This is a genomic window from Acidobacteriota bacterium (genome assembly GCA_012729555.1).
In the GTDB taxonomy this organism is placed as follows: domain Bacteria; phylum Acidobacteriota; class UBA6911; order UBA6911; family UBA6911; genus UBA6911.
This window is the reverse complement of record JAAYCX010000015.1, coordinates 64,820-84,468: the sequence shown is the minus strand read 5'-3', so window position 1 is coordinate 84,468 and position 19,649 is coordinate 64,820. Positions and strand designations below refer to the sequence as shown.

General features: G+C 67.1%; 14 protein-coding genes. 9 read left to right on the top strand and 5 right to left on the bottom strand.

Annotation, left to right across the window (positions count from 1 at the left end):
* The first annotated feature begins 101 nt into the window (after positions 1 to 101).
* On the top strand, positions 102 to 2,483 hold the full coding sequence (gene gltA, locus GXY47_04605; protein ID NLV30417.1) for an NADPH-dependent glutamate synthase: 2,382 nt from the start codon (positions 102 to 104) through the stop codon (positions 2,481 to 2,483).
* Between the two features lie 287 nt (positions 2,484 to 2,770).
* Positions 2,771 to 4,102 (top strand): NADP-dependent malic enzyme, encoded by a 1,332-nt coding sequence (locus GXY47_04600; GenBank protein NLV30416.1) that lies wholly within the window; start codon positions 2,771 to 2,773, stop codon positions 4,100 to 4,102.
* A gap of 21 nt (positions 4,103 to 4,123) precedes the next feature.
* Here the strand turns inward: GXY47_04600 and GXY47_04595 are convergent, their stop codons facing one another.
* Positions 4,124 to 4,945 (bottom strand): 4Fe-4S binding protein, encoded by an 822-nt coding sequence (locus tag GXY47_04595; protein ID NLV30415.1) that lies wholly within the window; start codon positions 4,943 to 4,945, stop codon positions 4,124 to 4,126.
* A gap of 176 nt (positions 4,946 to 5,121) precedes the next feature.
* Here GXY47_04595 and GXY47_04590 point away from each other — a divergent pair, with 176 nt between their 5' ends.
* The 3 genes from GXY47_04590 (at position 5,122) to GXY47_04580 (ending at position 9,338) form a co-directional block, all read left to right on the top strand.
* Positions 5,122 to 5,412 carry a PilZ domain-containing protein gene (locus GXY47_04590; GenBank protein ID NLV30414.1) on the top strand — a complete coding sequence of 97 codons (291 nt, stop codon included), beginning with the start codon at positions 5,122 to 5,124 and terminating at the stop codon, positions 5,410 to 5,412.
* A gap of 219 nt (positions 5,413 to 5,631) precedes the next feature.
* The gene (locus tag GXY47_04585) at positions 5,632 to 7,530 is read left to right on the top strand and encodes a TolC family protein (protein ID NLV30413.1); all 1,899 of its coding nucleotides are present in this window, start codon (positions 5,632 to 5,634) and stop codon (positions 7,528 to 7,530) included.
* Positions 7,527 to 9,338, top strand: a complete 1,812-nt coding sequence (locus GXY47_04580; GenBank protein NLV30412.1) for a TolC family protein — start codon at positions 7,527 to 7,529, stop codon at positions 9,336 to 9,338. The genes GXY47_04585 and GXY47_04580 overlap by 4 nt, the downstream gene beginning before the upstream one ends.
* A gap of 10 nt (positions 9,339 to 9,348) precedes the next feature.
* On the opposite strand, the gene GXY47_04575 is transcribed toward GXY47_04580, so the two are convergent.
* The 3 genes from GXY47_04575 to GXY47_04565 all read right to left on the bottom strand — a co-directional run bounded on the left by GXY47_04575 (position 9,349) and on the right by GXY47_04565 (position 12,827).
* The gene (locus tag GXY47_04575) at positions 9,349 to 10,911 is read right to left on the bottom strand and encodes a citramalate synthase (GenBank protein NLV30411.1); all 1,563 of its coding nucleotides are present in this window, start codon (positions 10,909 to 10,911) and stop codon (positions 9,349 to 9,351) included.
* 279 nt (positions 10,912 to 11,190) lie between these two features.
* The gene (locus tag GXY47_04570) at positions 11,191 to 11,457 is read right to left on the bottom strand and encodes a hypothetical protein (GenBank protein ID NLV30410.1); all 267 of its coding nucleotides are present in this window, start codon (positions 11,455 to 11,457) and stop codon (positions 11,191 to 11,193) included.
* A gap of 137 nt (positions 11,458 to 11,594) precedes the next feature.
* On the bottom strand, positions 11,595 to 12,827 hold the full coding sequence (locus GXY47_04565) for a metallophosphoesterase (GenBank protein NLV30409.1): 1,233 nt from the start codon (positions 12,825 to 12,827) through the stop codon (positions 11,595 to 11,597).
* A 186-nt stretch (positions 12,828 to 13,013) separates the two neighbouring features.
* Between GXY47_04565 and ilvC the strand changes: the two genes are divergently transcribed.
* From ilvC to GXY47_04550, 3 genes are all read left to right on the top strand, one after another.
* Positions 13,014 to 14,114, top strand: coding sequence for a ketol-acid reductoisomerase (gene ilvC, locus GXY47_04560; GenBank protein NLV30408.1), 1,101 nt, complete (start codon positions 13,014 to 13,016; stop codon positions 14,112 to 14,114).
* 97 nt (positions 14,115 to 14,211) lie between these two features.
* The gene (locus tag GXY47_04555) at positions 14,212 to 15,369 is read left to right on the top strand and encodes a deoxyhypusine synthase (GenBank protein NLV30407.1); all 1,158 of its coding nucleotides are present in this window, start codon (positions 14,212 to 14,214) and stop codon (positions 15,367 to 15,369) included.
* Positions 15,370 to 15,419: 50 nt separating this feature from the next.
* Positions 15,420 to 16,556: a type III PLP-dependent enzyme gene (locus GXY47_04550; protein NLV30406.1), complete on the top strand. Its 1,137-nt coding sequence runs from the start codon at positions 15,420 to 15,422 to the stop codon at positions 16,554 to 16,556.
* A gap of 31 nt (positions 16,557 to 16,587) precedes the next feature.
* On the opposite strand, the gene serC is transcribed toward GXY47_04550, so the two are convergent.
* Positions 16,588 to 17,667, bottom strand: coding sequence for a 3-phosphoserine/phosphohydroxythreonine transaminase (gene serC, locus GXY47_04545; protein ID NLV30405.1), 1,080 nt, complete (start codon positions 17,665 to 17,667; stop codon positions 16,588 to 16,590).
* Positions 17,668 to 18,106: 439 nt separating this feature from the next.
* Between serC and GXY47_04540 the strand changes: the two genes are divergently transcribed.
* Entirely contained in the window at positions 18,107 to 19,633 is a 1,527-nt protein-coding gene (locus tag GXY47_04540) for an acetyl-CoA hydrolase (GenBank protein NLV30404.1), read from the top strand.
* The last annotated feature ends 16 nt before the right edge of the window (positions 19,634 to 19,649 follow it).

The window sequence follows — 19,649 nt, the reverse complement described above, 5'->3', positions numbered from 1 at the left end:
CCGCTTTCCCCCCTCCGGGAATGCGCTTGTTGCCCTCGTCGGCCGTTTGCTATACTGGCCCCACTTCTGAACCCTGACCGGAAACCAGTGCGAGGGTGCCTATGTATCGGATCGTCAAGCGCGAGCAATTCGGGCCCGTTACCTTTCTGTGGGAAGTCGAGGCCCCGGACGTGGCGAGAGCGTGCCAGCCGGGGCATTTCGTCATGGTGCGCATCGACGACACCGGCGAACGGATCCCCCTGACCGTCGCCGATTTCGATCGCGGTCGGGGGACCGTCACGGTGGTGGTGCAGGCGGTGGGCAAGACCACCCACCAGATGATGGCCCTCCCTGAGGGCTCCTCCGTCATCGATTTCATCGGACCGCTGGGGGTGGAGTCCCATCTCGAGCGGCGGAAGAAGGCGGTGCTCGTGGGCGGGGGGCTGGGGGTGGCCCCCGTCTTTCCCCAGCTGCGCCGGCACAAGGAACTGGGGTCCGCCACCATTTCCATCATCGGCTTCCGCAGCCGGGACCTGATGTTCTGGGCCGACCGCTTTTCGGCCTGGTCGGACGAGTTCCGGGTGGCGACCGATGACGGTTCCTACGGGACCAGGGGCTTCGTCACCGTCGTGCTCGCCCAGGTCCTCGAGGAGCACAGGGACATCGAGGAGGTGATCGCCATCGGGCCGCTGCCGATGATGAAGGCGTGCTCGGAACTGACCCGGCCATACGGCATCCGCACCATGGTGAGCCTCAATTCCATCATGGTGGACGGGACCGGCATGTGCGGCTCCTGCAGGGTCACCGTAGGGGGGCGGATGAAATTCGCCTGCGTCGACGGGCCCGATTTCGACGGGCACCAGGTCAATTTCGACGAGCTGATGCTGCGGCAGAAGCGCTTCGAATGCGAGGAGAAGGGGTGCCTGGCGCGCTACGAGGAGGAGCGCCGGAAGCTTGCGGCGCTCGGCCAGGGCGGGGAGAATCCGGCGGTGCCCGTATCGCGCAGCCGGCCGCCGATCGCCGAAGCCCCCCCCACCCCCGTGCCCGCGGAGGCGGCCGAGGCCCGGGTGCCCAGGAACATCAAGACGATCGCTCCCGCGCGCACCCCGATGCCGGAACAGGACCCCGTGGTACGCGCCGGCAATTTCGAGGAGGTGGCCCGGGGGTACACCCTGGAGATGGCGCTCTGCGAGGCCGACCGCTGCCTGCAGTGCAAGAAGCCGCAATGCGTGCCCGGCTGCCCGGTGGAGATCGACATCCCGGGCTTCATCGGCGCCCTGGCCCGCCGGGACATCGGGGAATCGTACCGGATCCTGAAGGACTCCAACGCGCTCCCCGCCGTGTGCGGCCGGGTCTGTCCGCAGGAGGTGCAGTGCGAAGCCACCTGCATCATCGGCCGGAAGCTGGAACCGGTCGCCATCGGCCGGCTGGAGCGCTTCGTCGCCGATTTCGCCGCGGGCCGGGGGTGGGACAAGCCGCCGCAATTCGTGAAGACGGGGAAGAAGGCGGCCGTTATCGGTTCGGGTCCCGCGAGCCTGGCCTGCGCCGGCGACCTCGTCAAGGCGGGGGTGGACGTCACCGTCTACGAAGCCCTGCACGTGGCCGGCGGCGTGCTCAAGTACGGCATCCCCGAGTTCCGCCTTCCGAACGACATCATCGACATCGAGATCGAAAACCTCGCCCGGCTGGGGGTCAAGTTCGAGCTCGATTGCATCATCGGCAAGCTGTTCACGATTCCCCAGCTCCTGGGTGAAATGGGCTGCGACTCGGCCTTCATCGCCACCGGCGCGGGCAGCCCCAAGTTCATGGGAATCCCGGGCGAGGCTTTCAACGGGGTGGTCAGCGCCAACGAACTGCTGACGCGCGTCAACCTCATGCAGGGTTTCCGGCAGCCCCTGTACGACACGCCGGTGGGGATGGGCCGGCGCGTGGCCGTGATCGGCGCCGGAAACACGGCCATGGACGCGATGAGGGTCTCCCTGCGCATGGGGGCCGAGAAGGTGTACCTGGTCTACCGCCGGAGCATCAAGGAATCCCCGGCCCGGGCCGAGGAACTGCACCACGCCCTGGAGGAGGGCATCATCGCCAAGTGGCTGACCAACCCGGTGCGCATCCTCGGCAACGACCAGGGGTGGGTTATCGGCATGGAGGTCATCGAGATGGAGCTGGGAGAACCCGACGCCTCGGGCCGCCGGAGCCCCGTCCCGAAAAAGGGGTCCGAGTACATGCTCGACGTGGACATGGTCGTTTACGCGCTGGGGACCACGGCCAACCCCATCATCGCCCAGAGCACGCCGGGGCTGGCGGTGAACCGCTGGGGGTATATCGAGGTGGACGAGCGGACGGGGATGACGAGCGTGCCCGGGGTCTTCGCCGGGGGGGATATCGTAACCGGCTCGGCCACGGTGATCCTGGCGATGGGCGCCGGACGGCGCGCTGCGCGCGGCATGCTCGAGTACATGGGGCTCCGCCCGCCTCCCCCCGCCGAATCCCGGTCGGAATGAGGCGACCGTTTCCGCATTCCCGGGCCCCTTCCGGGCCGGCTCCCATGCCGGCCCGGGGCCCGCAGGGGGCCCCACGGGAGGGCCTTGCATTCCCCCGCGGCGCGATAGTATTGTGATAAAGGGAAATTATCCCGATACATCATCCGATTAATAAATTTAATGGGGATGTGTGCGCGCCGGGCACCGTTCGACCGCGGCGCGCCTGCACCCCGCCGCATGAGGGAGGACCCAGAACCATGAACGACCGATCGCCCGGGGATGCAGCGGAAGCGCCGGAACCGAGACGCATGACCAAGGAGGAGCTGCTGGCCAAAGCCTACAAGCCGGCGGAGGACGCCATGAAGCTGCACCCCTATTACAGGGGGAAGCTGGAGACCTCGCCGAAGTGCTGCATCCGCGACTTCGATGATTTTGCCATCTGGTACACCCCGGGCGTCGCGGAAGTCTGCAAGGATATCCATCGAAACCCCGAAAAGGTCTACGAGCACACGAACAAGGGGAACATGGTCGCGGTGGTGAGCGACGGCACCCGCGTCCTGGGCCTGGGCGACATCGGGCCGGAAGCGGGCCTCCCCGTCATGGAAGGGAAGGGGATCCTGTTCAAATACCTGGGCGGTGTGGACGCGTTCCCGATCTGCATCGACACCAAGGACCCCAAGGAGATCATCCGCACGGTGGAGGTGCTGCAGCCCTCCTTCGGGGGGATCAACCTCGAGGACATCGCCCAGCCGAAGTGCTTCGAGATCCTCGCGGAGCTGCGCCGTCGCTGCAGGATCCCGGTGTGGCACGACGACCAGCAGGGGACGGCGACCGTGTGCCTGGCGGGGTTGATCAACGCGCTGAAAATAGTCGGCAAGCGGATCGAGGACGTCAAAATCACCCTGGTCGGGTCGGGGGCGGCCAACATCCGGATCGGGGCGCTCTACATGGCTTACGGCGCCAAGCCGGGGAACCTGATCTTCGTGGACCGCAAGGGCACCTTGCACAAGGGTCGCACCGAGCTCAGGGGGGTCTACCGGGAGAAATGGGAGATGTGCCAGATCACCAACCGCGACCAGCTGGTCGGCGGGGCGGCGGAAGCGATCGCCGGGGCGGATGTGCTCTCGGCCGCCTCCACCCCCGGGCCGGACACCATCCGGAAGGAATGGGTCGCCGGCATGGCCAGGGACGCCATCGTGTTCACGACCGCCAACCCGATCCCGGAGATGTGGCCATGGGACGCCCATGAGGCGGGCGCCCGCGTGGTGGGGACCGGGAGAAGCGATTTTCCCAACCAGATCAACAATTCCCTCGGATTTCCCGGGATCTTCCGCGGCGCGCTCGATGTCGCCGCCACGACCATCACCGACGGGATGTGCATCGCCGCGGCCACGGAACTGGCGAAATGCGCGGAGGACCGGGGGCTGCGGGAGGATTCCATCGTCCCCAAGATGGACGAACCCAACGTTTTCGTCCGGGAGGCGGTGGCCGTCGGCCTGAAGGCGATCGAACAGGGGGTCGCCCGCAAGATCCTGACCCGCGACCAGCTCTACCGGCAGGCCGACCTCATGATCAGCCGTGCGCGCCGGGAGACCGAAGTCAAGATGAGGGAGGGCATCATCCGCCCGGTGGACCTGTAGCGGGGACCCGAAGACCGGGTTCTACGCGAAGGTGATCCTGGGCGCTTTCCGCTCCGGGGTGCGGAAGAACCTGACGTCCGGGTACCCCAGCATCAGGGCGTAGTGGTGGGGATAGCCCTCGGGAATGCCCACGGCCGCCCTGGTTTCCGGGGCGTTCGCCATGGCCCCCTGGAGCAGGCCCGCCCAGCAGGTCCCCAGCCCCAGGACGGGAGCGTAGAGATCGAGGTAGGCCTGGGCGATCGTCACGTCGACCGTCCCCGTCATCACTTCCGCCGGCGCCATGGCGACCACCAGCGCCGGGGCGCCCCGGAGCACCGTGTCCTCCCCCGCATCCCAGGCGGCGATGGTCGGCAGCAGGTAGGGGGCGGCGGCGACGGCGCGCGGGTCCTCGACCACCTTGCGGAGCCAGGCCACGGTGAGCGCCCCGATCTCGCGGAGCCGGGGCCCGTCGTCGAGCACGAGCCACTCCACCTCCTGCCTGTTCCCTCCGGTGGGCGCGTAACGCGCCGTCTCGATGAGCTTCAGGATCTTATCCTTTTCCACCGGCCTCTCGGCGAAGTGGCGGATCGACCGGCGGGCACGCAGGAACTGCGCCGCCTGGGCTTCGCCGATGCGGAGATCGTCCCGCAGGGCCGGGGAGCCCGCCCGCGGGATCCGCTCGTGACGGAGCGCGTCGTGGGGGCAGACGGCCACGCAATGGCCGCAATCCATGCACCCCTCCTCCTGGCCGGGCTTGATGCGGGGCCACCCGTCCCCCGGAAGCTCGATTATGGCCGACGGGCATTCCCACGCGCAGAAGCCGTCCTTCCGGCACCTGTCTTCATCGATGGTTATGAGTTCCATGCTGTCGGTTGTCTCCCTTCCGTCGATGTGATAAAAGACTTCTTTTCCGCGGAGCCCCCGACCGGGGGCCTTGCGGCACAGGATACTGGGCCGCGGCGTCGTTGTCAAACGGGCCGGGGCCGCTGGAGCCGGGCTTTTCCTTAAGGGGAGGGATGCCGGCCGCCGATTGAGCCATCATGAACAGACGAACCCGGACGCGCTTCAAAACGGACCTGACGGTGAATGTGACCTGCGTGGACCCTCCCGGTTCCACCGGCCGTGCGCGCCTGTCGGACCTGTCGGTCCACGGTCTCAGTCTCATCCTGGGCGAGGCTCTTCCCGAGGGCGCCCTGGTCAGGGTGGATTGGGGCGACGTTACCTTCACCGGGGAGCTGGTGTACTGCAAGCCCCAGGCCGGGGGGTTCGTGGTCGGGCTGAAGGTGGAGGATCCTGTCTACGAGACGGCGCGCAAATGCGCCATGCAGTAACGGATGCCCGCCCCTTCGGTGCCGCCGCCGGTCGAAACAACCTCCCCAACCGGGCGTATTTCAAAGAGTTGACCGTCGGGCGTCCGGCGTTGCTGCAACCGTGGCCCCGCCGGGGGGAAACCATCCCCGGCCGACCGGGTGCGATCCTGCGTGGTTCATGGATAAAATGCCTTTTTTCAATGATATGCCCTGGTCCGTCCCCGTTTTCAGGAGGTTGCGATGATTGAGAGATTCCGTCGGCCGGCGCTCGTGGCGGCGCTCGCCCTGGTCTGGATGCCGCCCCGGGCGCCCCTCGGCGCCCAGCCCGCTCCGGAACGGTTTTCCTTTTCCGGGGCCGAAGGGGAGAATACGGGAGCCCGTGCCAACCCCCTGGGGATTTTTCGTGCGCGTCCCGTTTCCGCCCCGGTCCTGGAAAATTCCCCGCGGATCGAGGGGCTGATGCGTGACGGGTCGCTCGAGCTGACCCTGTCCGACGCGCTCGCGCTGGCGCTCGAGAACAGTCTCGACATCGCCGTGCAGCGCTTCGTACCGGAGTACTCCGCCACCGACCTGCTGCGGAGCAGGGCGGGGCAGTCGCCGCGCGGGTTTACGGGGGGATCGACCCCCGGGGGATTGACCTCGGGCGCCCTGGGCGCCGGGATCAGCGGCTCGGGGGCGGGGTCCGGAGTGGGGAGCGCCGGGGGGATCACCGGGGGCGGCGGGTCGGTCCAGGTCGGCTCGGCGGGGAATTTCGACCCGACCCTGAGCGTGAATTTCAGCTACGACCACGTGACCTCGCCCCTGAATTCGAGCGTCGTTTCCGGGATCTACAACGTGACCGGGAAGAACGCGGCCTTCAGTGCCAGCTACGCGCAGCTCTTCGGCCTGGGCACCAGCTATTCCCTGACCCTGACGGGCCAGCGCCAGAGTTCGACCCAGCGCAACCTGCTCTACAATCCGGCCTCCGTCACCCGCTTCGCGGTGGGGGTCAACCAGCCGCTCCTGAACGGGTTCGGGCGGCTGCCCAACGAACGCTACATCATGGTGGCCCGCAACAACACCCGCGTGGCCGAAAACGTGTTCCGGCTCCAGCTCATCGCCACGGTGGTCGCGGTGGAGAACGCCTACTGGGACCTGGCGGCCCTCGAGGAGAGCGTGAAGGTGGCGGAACAGTCCCTGGCGGTGGCCCAACGGCTCCTCGAAGACAACCGGATACGGCTGGATGTCGGCACCATGTCGCCCCTCGACGTGACCTCCGCGGAGTCCGAGGTCGCCGCCCGGACGCGCGACCTGACCGTGGCCCGGACGAACCTCCAGTTCCAGGAGGCCACGCTCAAGAACATGCTGGTGAAACGGGTCACCCCGGAACTGGACGCCGCCCGGGTCGTGCTCCGCGACCGCATGCCGCAGCATGGCGACCCGGACATCCCCGACGTGAAGGACGCGCTCGCCGTCGCCCTCGAGAAGCGGCTCGAGCTCGAGCAGGCGGACATCAACCTCAAAAACCAGGATATCTCCGTCCGCTTCACCCGGAACGCGCTCAAGCCCAGCCTGGCCGTTTTCGGCTTCTATGCCGGGGCCGGACTCCAGGGGACCTCCGTGGAGTCCGAGTCGGGCCTCATCGACGCCTTCTCCCAGAGCTTCCGGGGCACGTACCCGGAATATGCCGGGGGGTTCAGCCTGAACATCCCGCTGCGCAACCGCACGGCGCAGGCGGATAACCTCCGTTCGCAGCTCGAGCGGAACCAGCTGCTGATCAGCCGGCAGCGCTCCCGCAACTCCATCGAACTGGAGGTGCGCAAGGCCGTCATCGGGCTGATCCAGGGGAAGGCCCAGGTCGAGGCCGCGCGCAAGGCGTCCGAACTGGCGCGTGAAATCTGGGAGGGGGAGAAGATACGGCTGGAGGCGGGAGCCTCCACCTCCTACCAGGTGATTCTGCGGGAACGGGATTACACCGCGGCGCGGCAGGCGGAGGTCGCCGCGCAGATCGCGTGGGTGAAGGCCATGGTGGAAATGGACCGCGCCCGCGGGCTGGTCCTGGACCGCAACGGGATCGAGTACGCCGAGGCGCTCCGCGGCGAGATCTCGCGGGCTCCCCTGACCCCCTTCACCCCTTCCGGCGCCCGGGAGGTCGAGTGATGTCGGTCCTCGTGCGCCTCTTCGGCCGCCCGGCGCGGGTGGCGCTGCTCCTCGGCGTCCTCCCGGCGGCCGCCCCGGCGGAGGAGCCCGCGAGCGACCTTTCCCGGAACACGGAGTGGTTCCCGAGGGTCTACCGGCCCTACGTCATGCGGCCGATTCCGGAGCCGGAGTTCGCCAACCCCGAAGGGCTGCCGCGGCCCGGAGAGGGGGGGACGCTGCGCCTTTCCCTGGACCGGCTCGAAACGTCGGTCAGGGAGAACAACCTGGACATCCTCTTCTCCAGGAACGCGGCCCGGTACGCCGAGACCGACACGCTGCGGGTCAAGGGGGGCGGGGCGCCCCGCGGCGGGGCCGGGGTCCAGATCCCAAGCGGTCTTTTTGCCGGGGCGATCGGGGCCGGGGTCGGGGGCGCCGGGGGCCTGGGGGGATTCGGAGGGGTGGGCGGCATTACGGGGGGCGCCCGCCAGGTCTTCGGCTTCCCGCGCGGCAGCTACGATCCGACCCTGGCCCTCGGGTTCAGCGTCGACCGCACGACCAGCCCGCTGAATTCGGTCGTCGTCTCCGGCATCCCCGAGGTTTCGACCCGCTCGACCGCGCTGCTGGCGCGCTACTCGCAGGCCTTCACCACGGGGAGCAGCCTCAGCGTCTCCTTCAACAACATGCGCCAGAGTTCGACCCAGCGTTTCCTCCTCTACAACCCCGCCGTCGTTTCCCAGCTGTCCGTCAGCGTGACGCAGCAGCTGCTGAGCGGGTCCGGCCGGCGCATCGGCCGGCGTTTCCTCGATGTCGTGAAAAACGAGAAGGCCGTCATGAAGGAAGGGGTGCGGCTCCAGGTCAGCACCACCCTGGCCCGGGCACAGGGGGCCTACTGGGACCTGGTCGCCGCGCGGGAGAGCCTCCGGGTTGCCGAGCAGTCCCTGGCCGTGGCCGAGCGTCTGCTCGGGGACACCCGGATCAAGGACGAATTCGGGGCGGCGTCGGGGCTGGACGTGGTGACGGCGGAAAGCGAGGTGGCCGCGCGCCGGCGCGACCTGGTGACGGCCCGCACGACGCTCGAGATGCGGGAGATGGACCTGAAGAACCTGGTCAGCCGGGACCCCGGCCAGTGGGACTCCGTGCGCATCGAGCCCTCCGCCGCCCTCCCCGATCCGCGGGACGGGGACATCCCGGTACTGGACGAGGCGCTCGAACTGGCCATGCGCCACCGGCCGGAAATCCTGCAGGCCGAGACCGGCCTCCGCACCCAGGAAATCGCCGTCCGCTACGGCAAGGACCTCCTCCGGCCGAGCCTCCTGGTCTTCGCGAACTTCAACAGCTCCGGCCTCTACGGCGACCGGAGGATCCCCGATATCGACGGGGTCCCGGTACTCTACCCGGGGGGGCTGTCCCAGGCGCTCAGGCAGGTACGCGGCTGGACCTACCCCGAATACGCCGTCGGGTTCTCCTTTTCCATCAACATCCGGAACCGGGCGGCCGAGGCGGACTATTACCGGGCCCGGCGGGAGAAGGCCCAGAACGAGACGGCGCTCGAGCGTACGCGCAACGCCATCGCCCTGGAAGTGCGCCGGGTGCTGATCGATTTGGCCCAGTCCCGGGCCCGGGTCGAGGCCGCCCTCGAGGCGGAGCGGCTGAGCGGGGATGTGCTGGCGGCCGAGGAGGCGCGGCTCGAGGAAGGGGCGGCGGTGCCTTACGACGTCATTCGACGTCAGCGGGAGCACCGCGCCGCCCGGCTGGCCGCCGTCGAGGCCCGGGCCGCCTATGCCAAGGCCCTGGTGGAACTGAAACGAGCGACCGGAACCCTGGACTGAGGCGGCGGACTCAGCCCATCGTCTGCAGCAGTTTGTAACGGATCCCGTCGGCCAGGGCGATATAGCTCGCTTCCAGGATGTTTTCCGACACCCCCACGGTCGTCCAGGTTTCCTCCCCGTCCGTCTGCTGGATGTGCACGCGCACCCGCGAGCCCGTGCCGTGCGTCCCGGTCAGGACCCGGACCTTGTAGTCGATGAGCGTGACCGAACGCAGCGGTTCGAAGAACTGGTTCAGGGCGAGGCGCAGGGCCTTGTCCAGGGCGTGCACGGGGCCGTCCCCCTCGGCCACCGTGTGCACGGACTGATCCCCCACGCGCACCTTGACCGTGGCCTCGGACGTCACCTCCCCGCTCCGGTGCATGTCGGTGAACACGCGGAAATTGTCGATCCTGAAGAACTCCCGTTCGCCGTTGATGGCCGTTTCCAGCAGCACGCGCACGGAAGCCTCCGCCGCCTCGAATTCGTATCCCTGGCTCTCCAGTTTCTTGATCCGGTTGAGGGCGGGTTTCAGCTTCTCCTCATGTTCGGCGATGTCCAGCTTCATCTCCCGGGCCTTGAACAGGAGGTTGCTCCTGCCGGAGAGTTCCGAGACCAGGACGCGGCGCACGTTCCCGATTTTTTCCGGGACCACATGCTCGTAGGTGGCGGCATCCCGGATGACGGCGCTGACGTGGACCCCCCCCTTGTGGGCGAAGGCGCTCTCCCCGACGAAGGCGAGATCCTTGCGGTGCCGCAGGTTGGCGATCTGGCTGACGAACCGGGAGGCGCTGGTGAGAAGCTGGAGCCGCTCCCCGCCGATGACGGTCATCCCCATCTTCAGTTCGAGATTGGGGATGATGGAGCAGAGGTTCGCGTTCCCGCACCGTTCGCCGTAGCCGTTCATGGTCCCCTGGACCTGGACGGCGCCGCATTCCACCGCGGCGAGGGTGTTGGCCACCGCGAGCTCGGAATCGTTGTGGCAGTGGATGCCGAGCGGCAGCCCGACCACCGCCTGGACCCGGCCGACGGCCTCCTTTATGCGGGAGGGGAGGGAACCCCCGTTGGTGTCGCACAGGGTGATCAGGTCGGCCCCCCCCTCGGCTGCGGCGCGGAGGGTCTCCAGCGCGTATTCGGGGTTGGCGCCGAAGCCGTCGAAGAAATGTTCGGCGTCGAAGACCACCTCCCGGCCCCTGGATTTGAGGTAGGCGACCGAGGCGCGGATCAGTTCGCAGTTCCGGGCCAGGGGGATCCTCAGGGCCGCATGCACGTGGAAGTCCCAGGTTTTACCGAAGATGGTGACCACGGGGGTCGCGGCCTCGAGCAGCGCCTCGAGGTTGGGGTCTTCGCTCGGCTGGTTCCGGGCCAGGGCGGTGCTGCCGAAGGCGGCGATTCTGGCCGTCCGCCAGTTCTGGCGGGCGGCGATCCTGAAGAATTCCACATCCTTTTCGTTCGAGCCGGGCCACCCCCCCTCGATGTAGTGGAATCCCAGTTCGTCCAGTCTTCGCGCCACCCTCAGCTTGTCCTGCACCGAGAAGGCCACGCTTTCGCCCTGGGTCCCGTCCCTCAGGGTGGTGTCGTAAACGAATATTTTCACGCCTGCCTCCGCGGGCCCGCGGCGCCGGCGCGCCGGGCCCAAAAAAAAAGCCCTCACCCGTTCGGCGGATGAGGGCAGGGTGCATGCACCTTTACATGCCTCTATCCGCCGGGCGTCCCCCCGGTAATGCTGATAATGGCGATGCCTGTGACTGCGGTGCGGTCCGGGTGATTCATGTTCCGTGCGAAGCCCCCCAACCCGTTTAAATTGCCACAGCGCGGGGCCGTTTGCAAGGCCCGGGCGCAACGGGGCGCAGGCGGGCTGCGGGAAAGGGTGGGGTCAGTGCCGGAACACCACCAGCTTCGATTCGATCCCCTCGATCCGGTCGAGCGCCTGCTTGAGCTCCTTCGCCCGAGCCTCGCCGGCGATGTCCAGCACCAGCACCCCCTCGGGCGAGCTGTACCCCTCCCCTATCTCGTGGAGCCCGAGTCGCGTCCGGATCGCGTCTCCGAAGTTCGAGAGCGATTTCTGAACGGAAGGGGCCTTTTTCAGGCGATCGGTGACATGGACCAGAAGGAGCGCGTGCGCCGGTTTCCTGACGGCCATGGGAGAACCTCCAATTTCCTTTCCCGGGGGCGGTGAATCCGCCCGCAGCCGGTGCGTCCATCATAGAGCCAAAAGCCCGGTCCCATCAATCCGGAAATGGGGCCCGGTAACGGAATCGATGGGCCCGCCGCGGTGGTCTACGGGAAGTGGAGCCGGATCCGCACGATTTCCGGGCGGTTCCCGATGCGCAGGGGCGGCCCCCAGGTCCCGACCCCGCAGGACACGTAATAATGGGTGTCCCCGGAGCGCCGGTACCCCCACGGGACCTCGTACAGCATCCTGACGACGAGGTGCAGCGGCCACAGCTGCCCGTAGTGGGTGTGCCCCGAGAGCTGGAGCGTGACTCCGTGCCTGGCCGCTTCCTCCAGTTCGAAGGGCTGGTGGTCGAGGAGGATGACGGGGCAGCCGTCGTCGATCCCGTCCATGAGAGCGTCGAGCCCCTTCCGGCGCAGCCCGGTGAACCGTCCGATCGATCGGTCCTCGCGCCCCACGAGATGGAACGCGTCCCCGATCCGGACCTTTTCGTCCCGCAGCAGGGTGACGCCGTGGGCACGGAGGTAGGCGGCGGCTTCCTCCACCCCCCCGATATATTCGTGGTTTCCGGTCACGGCGTAGGTTCCGAAGCGGGAGCGGATGTTCTCGATCGCCGCCCCCAGGTCCTGCCGGATGACGGGGGCGAGATCCTCGTCCACGATGTCGCCCGGCAGCAGCACGATATCGGGGTGCAGGCGGTTGATCCGGTCGACGATGCCGTCCAGCCGGGCGCGCCCCACGATGGTTCCCAGGTGAATGTCGGACGCGGCCACGATGTCGAGGCTTTCCATCCCCCCGCACCGGCGCGCCACCTCGATGTCGAGCGTCCGGACCACCGGGAAGAGCGAGTTCACGTACCCCCCGGCCAGGCAGAGGGCCGTCGCCGCCAGGACCGTCGCGAGGGTCGCGAGCTTGGCCCGGGCGAGATCGCGCGTGACGGCGGCGGGGAAGAAGGGGAGGAACCGGTGCACCAGCCGCAGCAGGTCGACAGTGAGGGCGGCGAGCAGGAGGTAGACGACGGCGCCCAGCCAGAAGGAGCCGATCCAGATGAGGATGGTGGCCGGCGGGGAAGGGAGGAGGTTCTCGAAGACGCGCCCGCCGACGAAGGAGAGGGTCAGAAACCAGAAGAGGACGATGTAGGGGCGCCGCAGCGCCGAGCCGCGGGGGAGGGCGGCGAGCCCGCGGATGAAGAGGTACCAGCTGATCAGCCCCAGCGTGGCGAGGAACAGGGTGAAGAAAACGAGCATCATCATCATTCTCATGGCGCGGCCGCGGGTTCCGGCGGAAGGGTCCTCCCCGTCCGGGGCCTGCCGGTCACGGCGGGCCGTCGGCATCATAAAACAGATCGCCGCCCGCCGGAAGCGATAAAGATTGCGCCCTCCCCGCCGCGCTTCTGTTAGAATGGCATGCGGCGCGGGAAGATTTCGCCTTGAACCCGGATCCCGGATGACTTATATAAATCTTCCCGTGCGAGGACGTGGATGCCGGCAGCCGGGAACTTACCCTGAAGGAGGGACGCAATCATGGCGCTCATCGATTTTGGAGGCGTTAAGGAAGAGGTCGTTACGCGGAAGGAATTTCCCATGAGCCGCGCGCGCAAGGTGCTCAAGGGGGAGACGATCGCCGTCATCGGATACGGCGTTCAGGGCCCGGCGCAGGCCTTGAACATGAAGGACAACGGTTTCAACGTCATCATCGGGCAGTCGAAAAAGTACCCGAAGGACTGGGATCGCGCCCGGAAGGACGGGTGGGTGCCCGGGAAGACCCTCTTTACCATCGAAGAGGCCTGCGAGCGGGGGACCATCATCGAGATGCTGGTGTCGGACGCCGCCCAGCGGGCGATCTGGCCCGTGGTCGAGGAGAGGCTGGCCCCGGGCAAGGCTCTCTATTTCTCCCACGGCTTTTCCATCGCCTACAGCAAGCAGACGGGCGTCGTCCCCCCCAAGGACGTCGATGTCATCATGGTGGCCCCCAAGGGGTCCGGGACGTCGCTGCGGCGGAATTTTCTCTCCGGCGCGGGCATCAACTCCAGCTTCGCCGTGGAACAGGACGCCACCGGCCGCGCCCGTGAAAGGTGCATGGCGCTCGGGATCGCGGTGGGATCGGGATATCTCTTCCCGACGACGTTCAAAAAGGAAGTCTTCAGCGACCTGACCGGGGAGCGGGGCATCCTGATGGGCGCGCTGGCGGGGGTGATGGAGGCCCAGTACGACGTGCTCCGGCGCCACGGCCACAGCCCCAGCGAGGCGTTCAACGAAACGGTCGAGGAGCTGACCGAAAGCCTGATCCGCCTGGTCGCCGAAAACGGGATGGACTGGATGTACGCCAACTGCTCCGCCACCGCCCAGCGCGGCGCCCTGGACTGGCTGCCGAAATTCAAGAAGGCGGTGAAGCCCGTCTTCGCGGAACTCTACAAGCGGGTGGCCAGCGGGGAGGAGACCAAACGGGTCCTCCAGTCCTGCGGCAAGGCCGATTACCAGAAGCAGCTGGGCAAGGAACTGAAGGCCATGGCGGACTCCGAGATGTGGCGGGCCGGGAAGGCGACGCGCGCCCTGCGGCCGAAGGAGCCGGCCAAGAAGAACATCGGCGTGGCCAAGGGGACGGTCGGAAGGGCGTCCAACTAGCGCTTTGCTCGAACTGCAGGTGTACGGGAGCCCCCCGGAGATTCCGGGGGGCGTCCCTTTTTAGGCCCGCGTTGCGGGTCATATTCGGGAGGCGACGATGGGCGAGGTCAAACTGCCCCGGAAGTTCGTGAGCAGGTATCCGCACAAATTCTCCAAGGGGAAACAGCAGTTTCTGCGGGGGCGCCGCATCCTCCCCTCGCCGGTCACGGGGAAGGAGACGCTGCCCGAACTGATCGACGGCGCCTTCCTGGCCTACAACGGGGGACGGCTCCAGGAAGCCTGCCGCCTCTTCACCGAGAAGATGGCCCGGCCGAAAGTGACCGTGGGCATGAGCCTGGCGGGGGCGATGACGCCGGCCGGGCTGGGCGCCGCGGTGGTGGTCCCCCTGATCAAGGCCGGGCTGGTGGACTGGATCGTGGCCACGGGGGCCAACCTCTACCACGACATGCACTACGCGATGAACCTCCCGCTCTACCGCGGGTCCCCCTTCTCCCCCGACCCGGAGCTCCGGCGCCTGGGCGTCGTGCGCATCTACGACATCCTGCTCGACTACAACGACGTCCTCATGGCCACCGACCACGTCCTGCGCCAGGTGCTGATGCAGCCCGAATTCCAGAAGGAGATGGGGACCACCGAGCTGCACTACCTCCTGGGGAAATACTGCGCGGAATTCGAGGAGCAGACCGGGCGCAAGGACAGTTCGCTCCTGGCCGCCGCCTACCGCGCCGGGGTCCCGTGCTTCTGCCCCTCCCCGGGCGATTCCACCATCGGCATGAACGTGGCCGGGCTGGAATTGCGCAAGAACGCGCTGCGCATCAACCCCTCGCGCGACGTCAACGAGAGCACCGGCATCGTGCTGGCCGCCAAGCGCGCGGGGCACAAGACCGGGACGCTGCTGATCGGCGGCGGTTCGCCCAAGAACTTCACCCTCCAGACGGAGCCGCAGATCCAGGAAATCCTCCGGGTCAAGGAGGAGGGGCACGATTACTTCATCCAGTTCACCGACGCGCGCCCCGACACGGGGGGCCTTTCCGGGGCCACCCCGCAGGAGGCGGTCACCTGGGGCAAGGTGGACCCGACGCAGCTCCCCGACGCCGTCGTCTGCTACGTCGACTCGACCGTGGCCTTCCCCCTCCTCGCGCACTACGCCCTCGCCCGCTCCAAACCGCGGAAGCTCAAGCGCCTCTACGACCGGCTTCCCGAAATCATGGAGCTGGTGACCGAGGAGTACTGGAAGCACAACAAGACCCTGTAACCGGAGGATGGCGGCGGGGCCCGCCCCGCCGCCGGTCCGCGCGGCCGACCATGATCAAGACATCGCAACTGAAAGAGCTGGCGCGGAAGCACGGGACGCCCCTGTTCGTCGTGGACCACGAGGCCCTGCGGGGGAATTTCCAGGCGTTCCGGCGCTGCCTGCCGCGGGTGCAGCCGTACTACGCGGTCAAGGCCAACCCCGACCCGGAGATCGTGCGGACCCTCTACCGGATCGGGTCCAGCTTCGACGTGGCCTCCATCGCCGAGTTCAACCTCGTCTACGAAAACATCCGTGCCCTCCCGGCCGACGAGCGACAGAACTTCATCTGGGACAAGATCATCTATTCCAATCCCATCAAGGACCGCCGCACGCTCGAGGAACTCGACTGCTACCGCCCCCTGGTGGTCTACGACAACGCCGAGGAGATCGGGAAGATCCGCCGGCACGCGCCCAACGCCGGGCTGGCGTTGCGCATCCGGGTTCCGAACACCGGCTCGATGGTGGAGCTGTCGAGCAAGTTCGGGGCCGCCCCCGGGGAAGCCGTGGACCTCATGGAGCAGGCGGCCGATGCGGGCCTCGCGGTGGAGGGGCTGGCGTTCCACGTGGGAAGCCAGTGCACGAATTTCGAGAACTACGTCCAGGCGCTGGGGACGTCGGCCGCCATCATGGAGGAAGCGGACTCCCGGGGGCTCCGGCTGAAGCTCCTGGACATCGGGGGCGGCTTCCCCGCCCGCTACGACCGGCACGTGCGCCCGTTCCGGGACCTGGCCAAGATCCTGGGCGCCGAAATCCGCAGGTTGTTCCCGAAGGACCTGGAAGTCATCGCGGAACCGGGACGGTACATGGTGGGCACCGCCGCCACGGCGGTGGCCGAGGTGATCGGCAAATCGGAACGCGACGGGAAGCGCTGCTACTACATCAACGACGGGATCTACCACACCTTTTCAGGCATCCTGTTCGATCACTGCCAGTACCACCTGAAGGCGTTCAGGCGGGGACCCACGCGGATTTCGGCCGTCTTCGGCCCCACCTGCGACGCCCTGGACACCGTGTCCCAGGCGGAGGACCTCCCCGAGCTCGACCTGGGCGATTGGGTCTACTCGGAGAACATCGGGGCCTACAGCCACGCGTCTTCCACCTGGTTCAACGGCTTCCCGCCCGCGAAGGTGGTTCACGTCAACGTCTGATCCGCCCGGGGTCCCGATTCCCCGCGGGCGACTACCCGTTTTTCCGCTCGAATTCGCGCATGAACTCCGCCAGCGCCTCGACCGAAGCCGCCGGTACGGCGTTGTAGATGCTGGCCCGGATGCCGCCGACCGACCGGTGCCCCTTGAGGCCCACCATCCCCGCCGCCTTGGTTTCGGCGATGAAGCGCGCCTCCAGCTCCTCCGTGCCGAGACGCCAGACGACGTTCATGATGGAGCGGCTCTCCGCCTCGACGGGGGAGTTCCAGAAGTCGCTGGAATCGAGCACCTGGTAGAGGGTGGCCGCCTTCCGTTCGTTTTCCCGCTCCATCGCCGCCACCCCTCCCCGCGCTTCCATCCATTCGCACGTTAGCTTGAGCATGTAGATGGCCCACGTGTTCGGGGTGTTGTACAGGCTGCCGTCGGCGATGTGGGTCGTGTAGCGGAAGAAGAGGGGGACGTTCTCCGGCACGCGCTGGGCGAGGTCCCGGCGGAGGATCACGACCGCGAGGCCCGACGGCCCCAGGTTCTTCTGGGCGCCTGCGTAGGCGACGGCCATCCGGGTGATGTCGACCTCGCGCGAGAGGATGTCGCTCGACATGTCCACGACGAGCGGGGCTTCCGTTTCGGGAAACCGGGTCCAGCGGATGCCGCCTATGGTTTCGTTGGAGCAGATGTGGACGTACTCCGCGTCCGGGAGGAGCCGCAGCTCCGCGGGGCCGGGGATCCGGGCATAGCGGTCGGCTTTCCCGCTCCAGGCCACGTTGACGGGTCCCGTGATCCGGGCTTCCTTGACGGCGCGGGTGGCCCAGCTCCCGGTGTCGACGTAGTCGGCGCTTTTCCCCGGCCTGCGCAGGTTCAGCGGGAGCATGGCGAACTGGAGGCTGGCCCCCCCCTGGAGGAAGAGCACGGCGTAGTCTTCGGGCACCTTCATCAGGCGTCGGATCCCGGCCTCGGCGCCGTCCACGATGGCCTGGAACTCCCTGGAGCGGTGGGAGATCTCCATGACCGACATGCCGATGCCCCCCAGGTCGGTCAGTTCCTCCCGGGCCTTCTCGATGACTTCCAGCGGCATCGCCGCCGGGCCTGCGTTGAAATTATGTATGCGCGCCATCTGTCGTCTCCTCCACGAAAACCAGATCGTATTCCATTTTGAGCCGGGATCCAAACCCCGGCGCGAAATTCCAATGATGCCACTAACCCCTTCCGGGAAACAGGCGAGAAATCGATTTTTCGGCCGCCGGCGTTTCCCGGCCGGGCGGCGGGGCCGGTTTGGCCTTGACTTGGGGGCCGGGCCGGGTACAATTCGGCCGGTGACGGTTTGGGAGACAGGCGCCCGCCGGAGCCCGCGGCCGGCGATGGGCCGGGCCGCGAGGGTGTGCTTGAGGTCCCGTTCCGCCCGGCTTTATACCTCAGCCAGAATGTGAGATACTCATGTTTCGGAACAGGACGGCGCCCGGCTGCGGGCCGCCTCCTTCCAGGGGCGGTTCCGACCGTTTCCGCCTCCGCCGGAAGGGCCGCGTTTCCGTCGCGTGGGGAATTCGTTGGAGCAGATCATGTCACTACTGACCGAGCGTGTGCAGTGCAGGGAGTTGCTGGATAAGCTGATGCCGGTGGAAGAGGCGGTCAGGTTCGTCGGGGACCGCTCGAAAATCGCCATCAGCGGGTTCACCAAGACGGGGGAACCCAAAACCTTCATCCCCGCCCTGGCCCGCCACCTGGCGCAGTACGCGCCCAAGACCAGGATCGGCCTCTTCAGCGGGGCCTCGCTTTCGGAGGACGTGGAGGGACCGATCTCCTCGTACGTGGGAAAGCGCGGCCCGTACATGTCCTCCAAGGCCTCCCGGAAGCTGATCCATTCCGGGGAGATGGACTTCACCGACGTCCACCTCTCCTCCTTCGCCCGGAACCTGATCTACGGGTTTTACGGCGGGATCGATCTCGCGGTGGTGGAGGTCTCCCGTATCCGTCCCGACGGCAGCGTGGTCCTGTCCGGTTCTGTCGGGGTGTCGGCGGAAGCCCTGACCATCGCGAAGAAGATCATCCTCGAGGTGAACACGGCGATCCCCGATTACACCGGGTTTCACGATATCGCTCTCCCGAGCGTCCACCCGAAGGTGGGCTGGCCCATCCCCATCGTCAACGTGGGCGACCGCGTCGGCCTTCCCTACGTGGAGATCGACAAGAGCAGGGTGGCGGCCATCATCCATTCCGAGAAGCCCGATTTCCCGGTCAGCTTCAAGCCGACGACCGAAACCGAGACCCGGATCGCCCAGAACGTCATCGAGTTCCTCATGTACTGCCACAAGACGTTCCACTGGGGCAGCCGCCTCCCCCCCATCCAATCGGGGGTCGGCAACGTGGCCAATGCCATCGTCGGGGAACTCTACAAATCCCCGTTCAAGAAGATCCGCTTCTGGACCGAGGTGTTCCAGGACGGGATGATGCGCTACGTCGAGGACGACGAGAAATTCGATCACGCGTCGGCGACCGCCGTCTCCTTCTCGGAGGACAAGCGCCAGGAGTTCATGCGCCTCTTCACCCGGTGCCGGGAAAAGGTGGTCCTGCGCCCGATGTGGATGTCGAACAACGCGGAGATGATCACGCGCCTGTTCGTGATCGCCATGAACACCCCGATCGAGGTCGATATCTACGGTCACGTCAATTCGACCCATATCGACGGCTCCCGGGTGGTCAACGGCCTCGGCGGAAGCGGCGATTTCTTCCGGCACGCCTATCTCAGCATCGTCCACACCCCCTCGGTCCGGCGCCTGAGGGACGGGAGGGTCGTCAGCTGCGTGCTCCCCTACGTGCGCCACATCGACCACACGGAGCATGACATCCATTGCGTGGTGACCGAGCAGGGGTTCGCCCTGAACACCGAGATCCGTTCGGCGCGGCGCCGCGCGGAGGACATCATTTCAAAGTGCGCGCACCCCCATTTCCAGCCGGTGCTGCGCGAATACATGAAAATCGCCGGCGATGGAGACCAGCCCCGGCTGGCCAACATGGATCTGCTCGAAGGCTGGTGGAAGGATTACGACGCCGCCTGCCGCTCCTTTCCCGACCCGGCCGCCTGAGCGGAATCGGGTGACG

Excerpts from the sequence above, each read along its gene's own strand:
- GXY47_04590 (NLV30414.1), top strand. The coding sequence starts at position 5,122 with ATGAACAGACGAACCCGGACGCGCTTCAAAACGGACCTGACGGTGAAT.
- ilvC (NLV30408.1), top strand. The coding sequence starts at position 13,014 with ATGGCGCTCATCGATTTTGGAGGCGTTAAGGAAGAGGTCGTTACGCGG.
- GXY47_04595 (NLV30415.1), bottom strand. The coding sequence starts at position 4,945 with ATGGAACTCATAACCATCGATGAAGACAGGTGCCGGAAGGACGGCTTC.
- GXY47_04555 (NLV30407.1), top strand. The coding sequence starts at position 14,212 with ATGGGCGAGGTCAAACTGCCCCGGAAGTTCGTGAGCAGGTATCCGCAC.
- GXY47_04585 (NLV30413.1), top strand. The coding sequence starts at position 5,632 with ATGATTGAGAGATTCCGTCGGCCGGCGCTCGTGGCGGCGCTCGCCCTG.
- GXY47_04565 (NLV30409.1), bottom strand. The coding sequence starts at position 12,827 with ATGATGCCGACGGCCCGCCGTGACCGGCAGGCCCCGGACGGGGAGGAC.
- gltA (NLV30417.1), top strand. The coding sequence starts at position 102 with ATGTATCGGATCGTCAAGCGCGAGCAATTCGGGCCCGTTACCTTTCTG.
- GXY47_04600 (NLV30416.1), top strand. The coding sequence starts at position 2,771 with ATGACCAAGGAGGAGCTGCTGGCCAAAGCCTACAAGCCGGCGGAGGAC.
- GXY47_04550 (NLV30406.1), top strand. The coding sequence starts at position 15,420 with ATGATCAAGACATCGCAACTGAAAGAGCTGGCGCGGAAGCACGGGACG.
- serC (NLV30405.1), bottom strand. The coding sequence starts at position 17,667 with ATGGCGCGCATACATAATTTCAACGCAGGCCCGGCGGCGATGCCGCTG.
- GXY47_04570 (NLV30410.1), bottom strand. The coding sequence starts at position 11,457 with ATGGCCGTCAGGAAACCGGCGCACGCGCTCCTTCTGGTCCATGTCACC.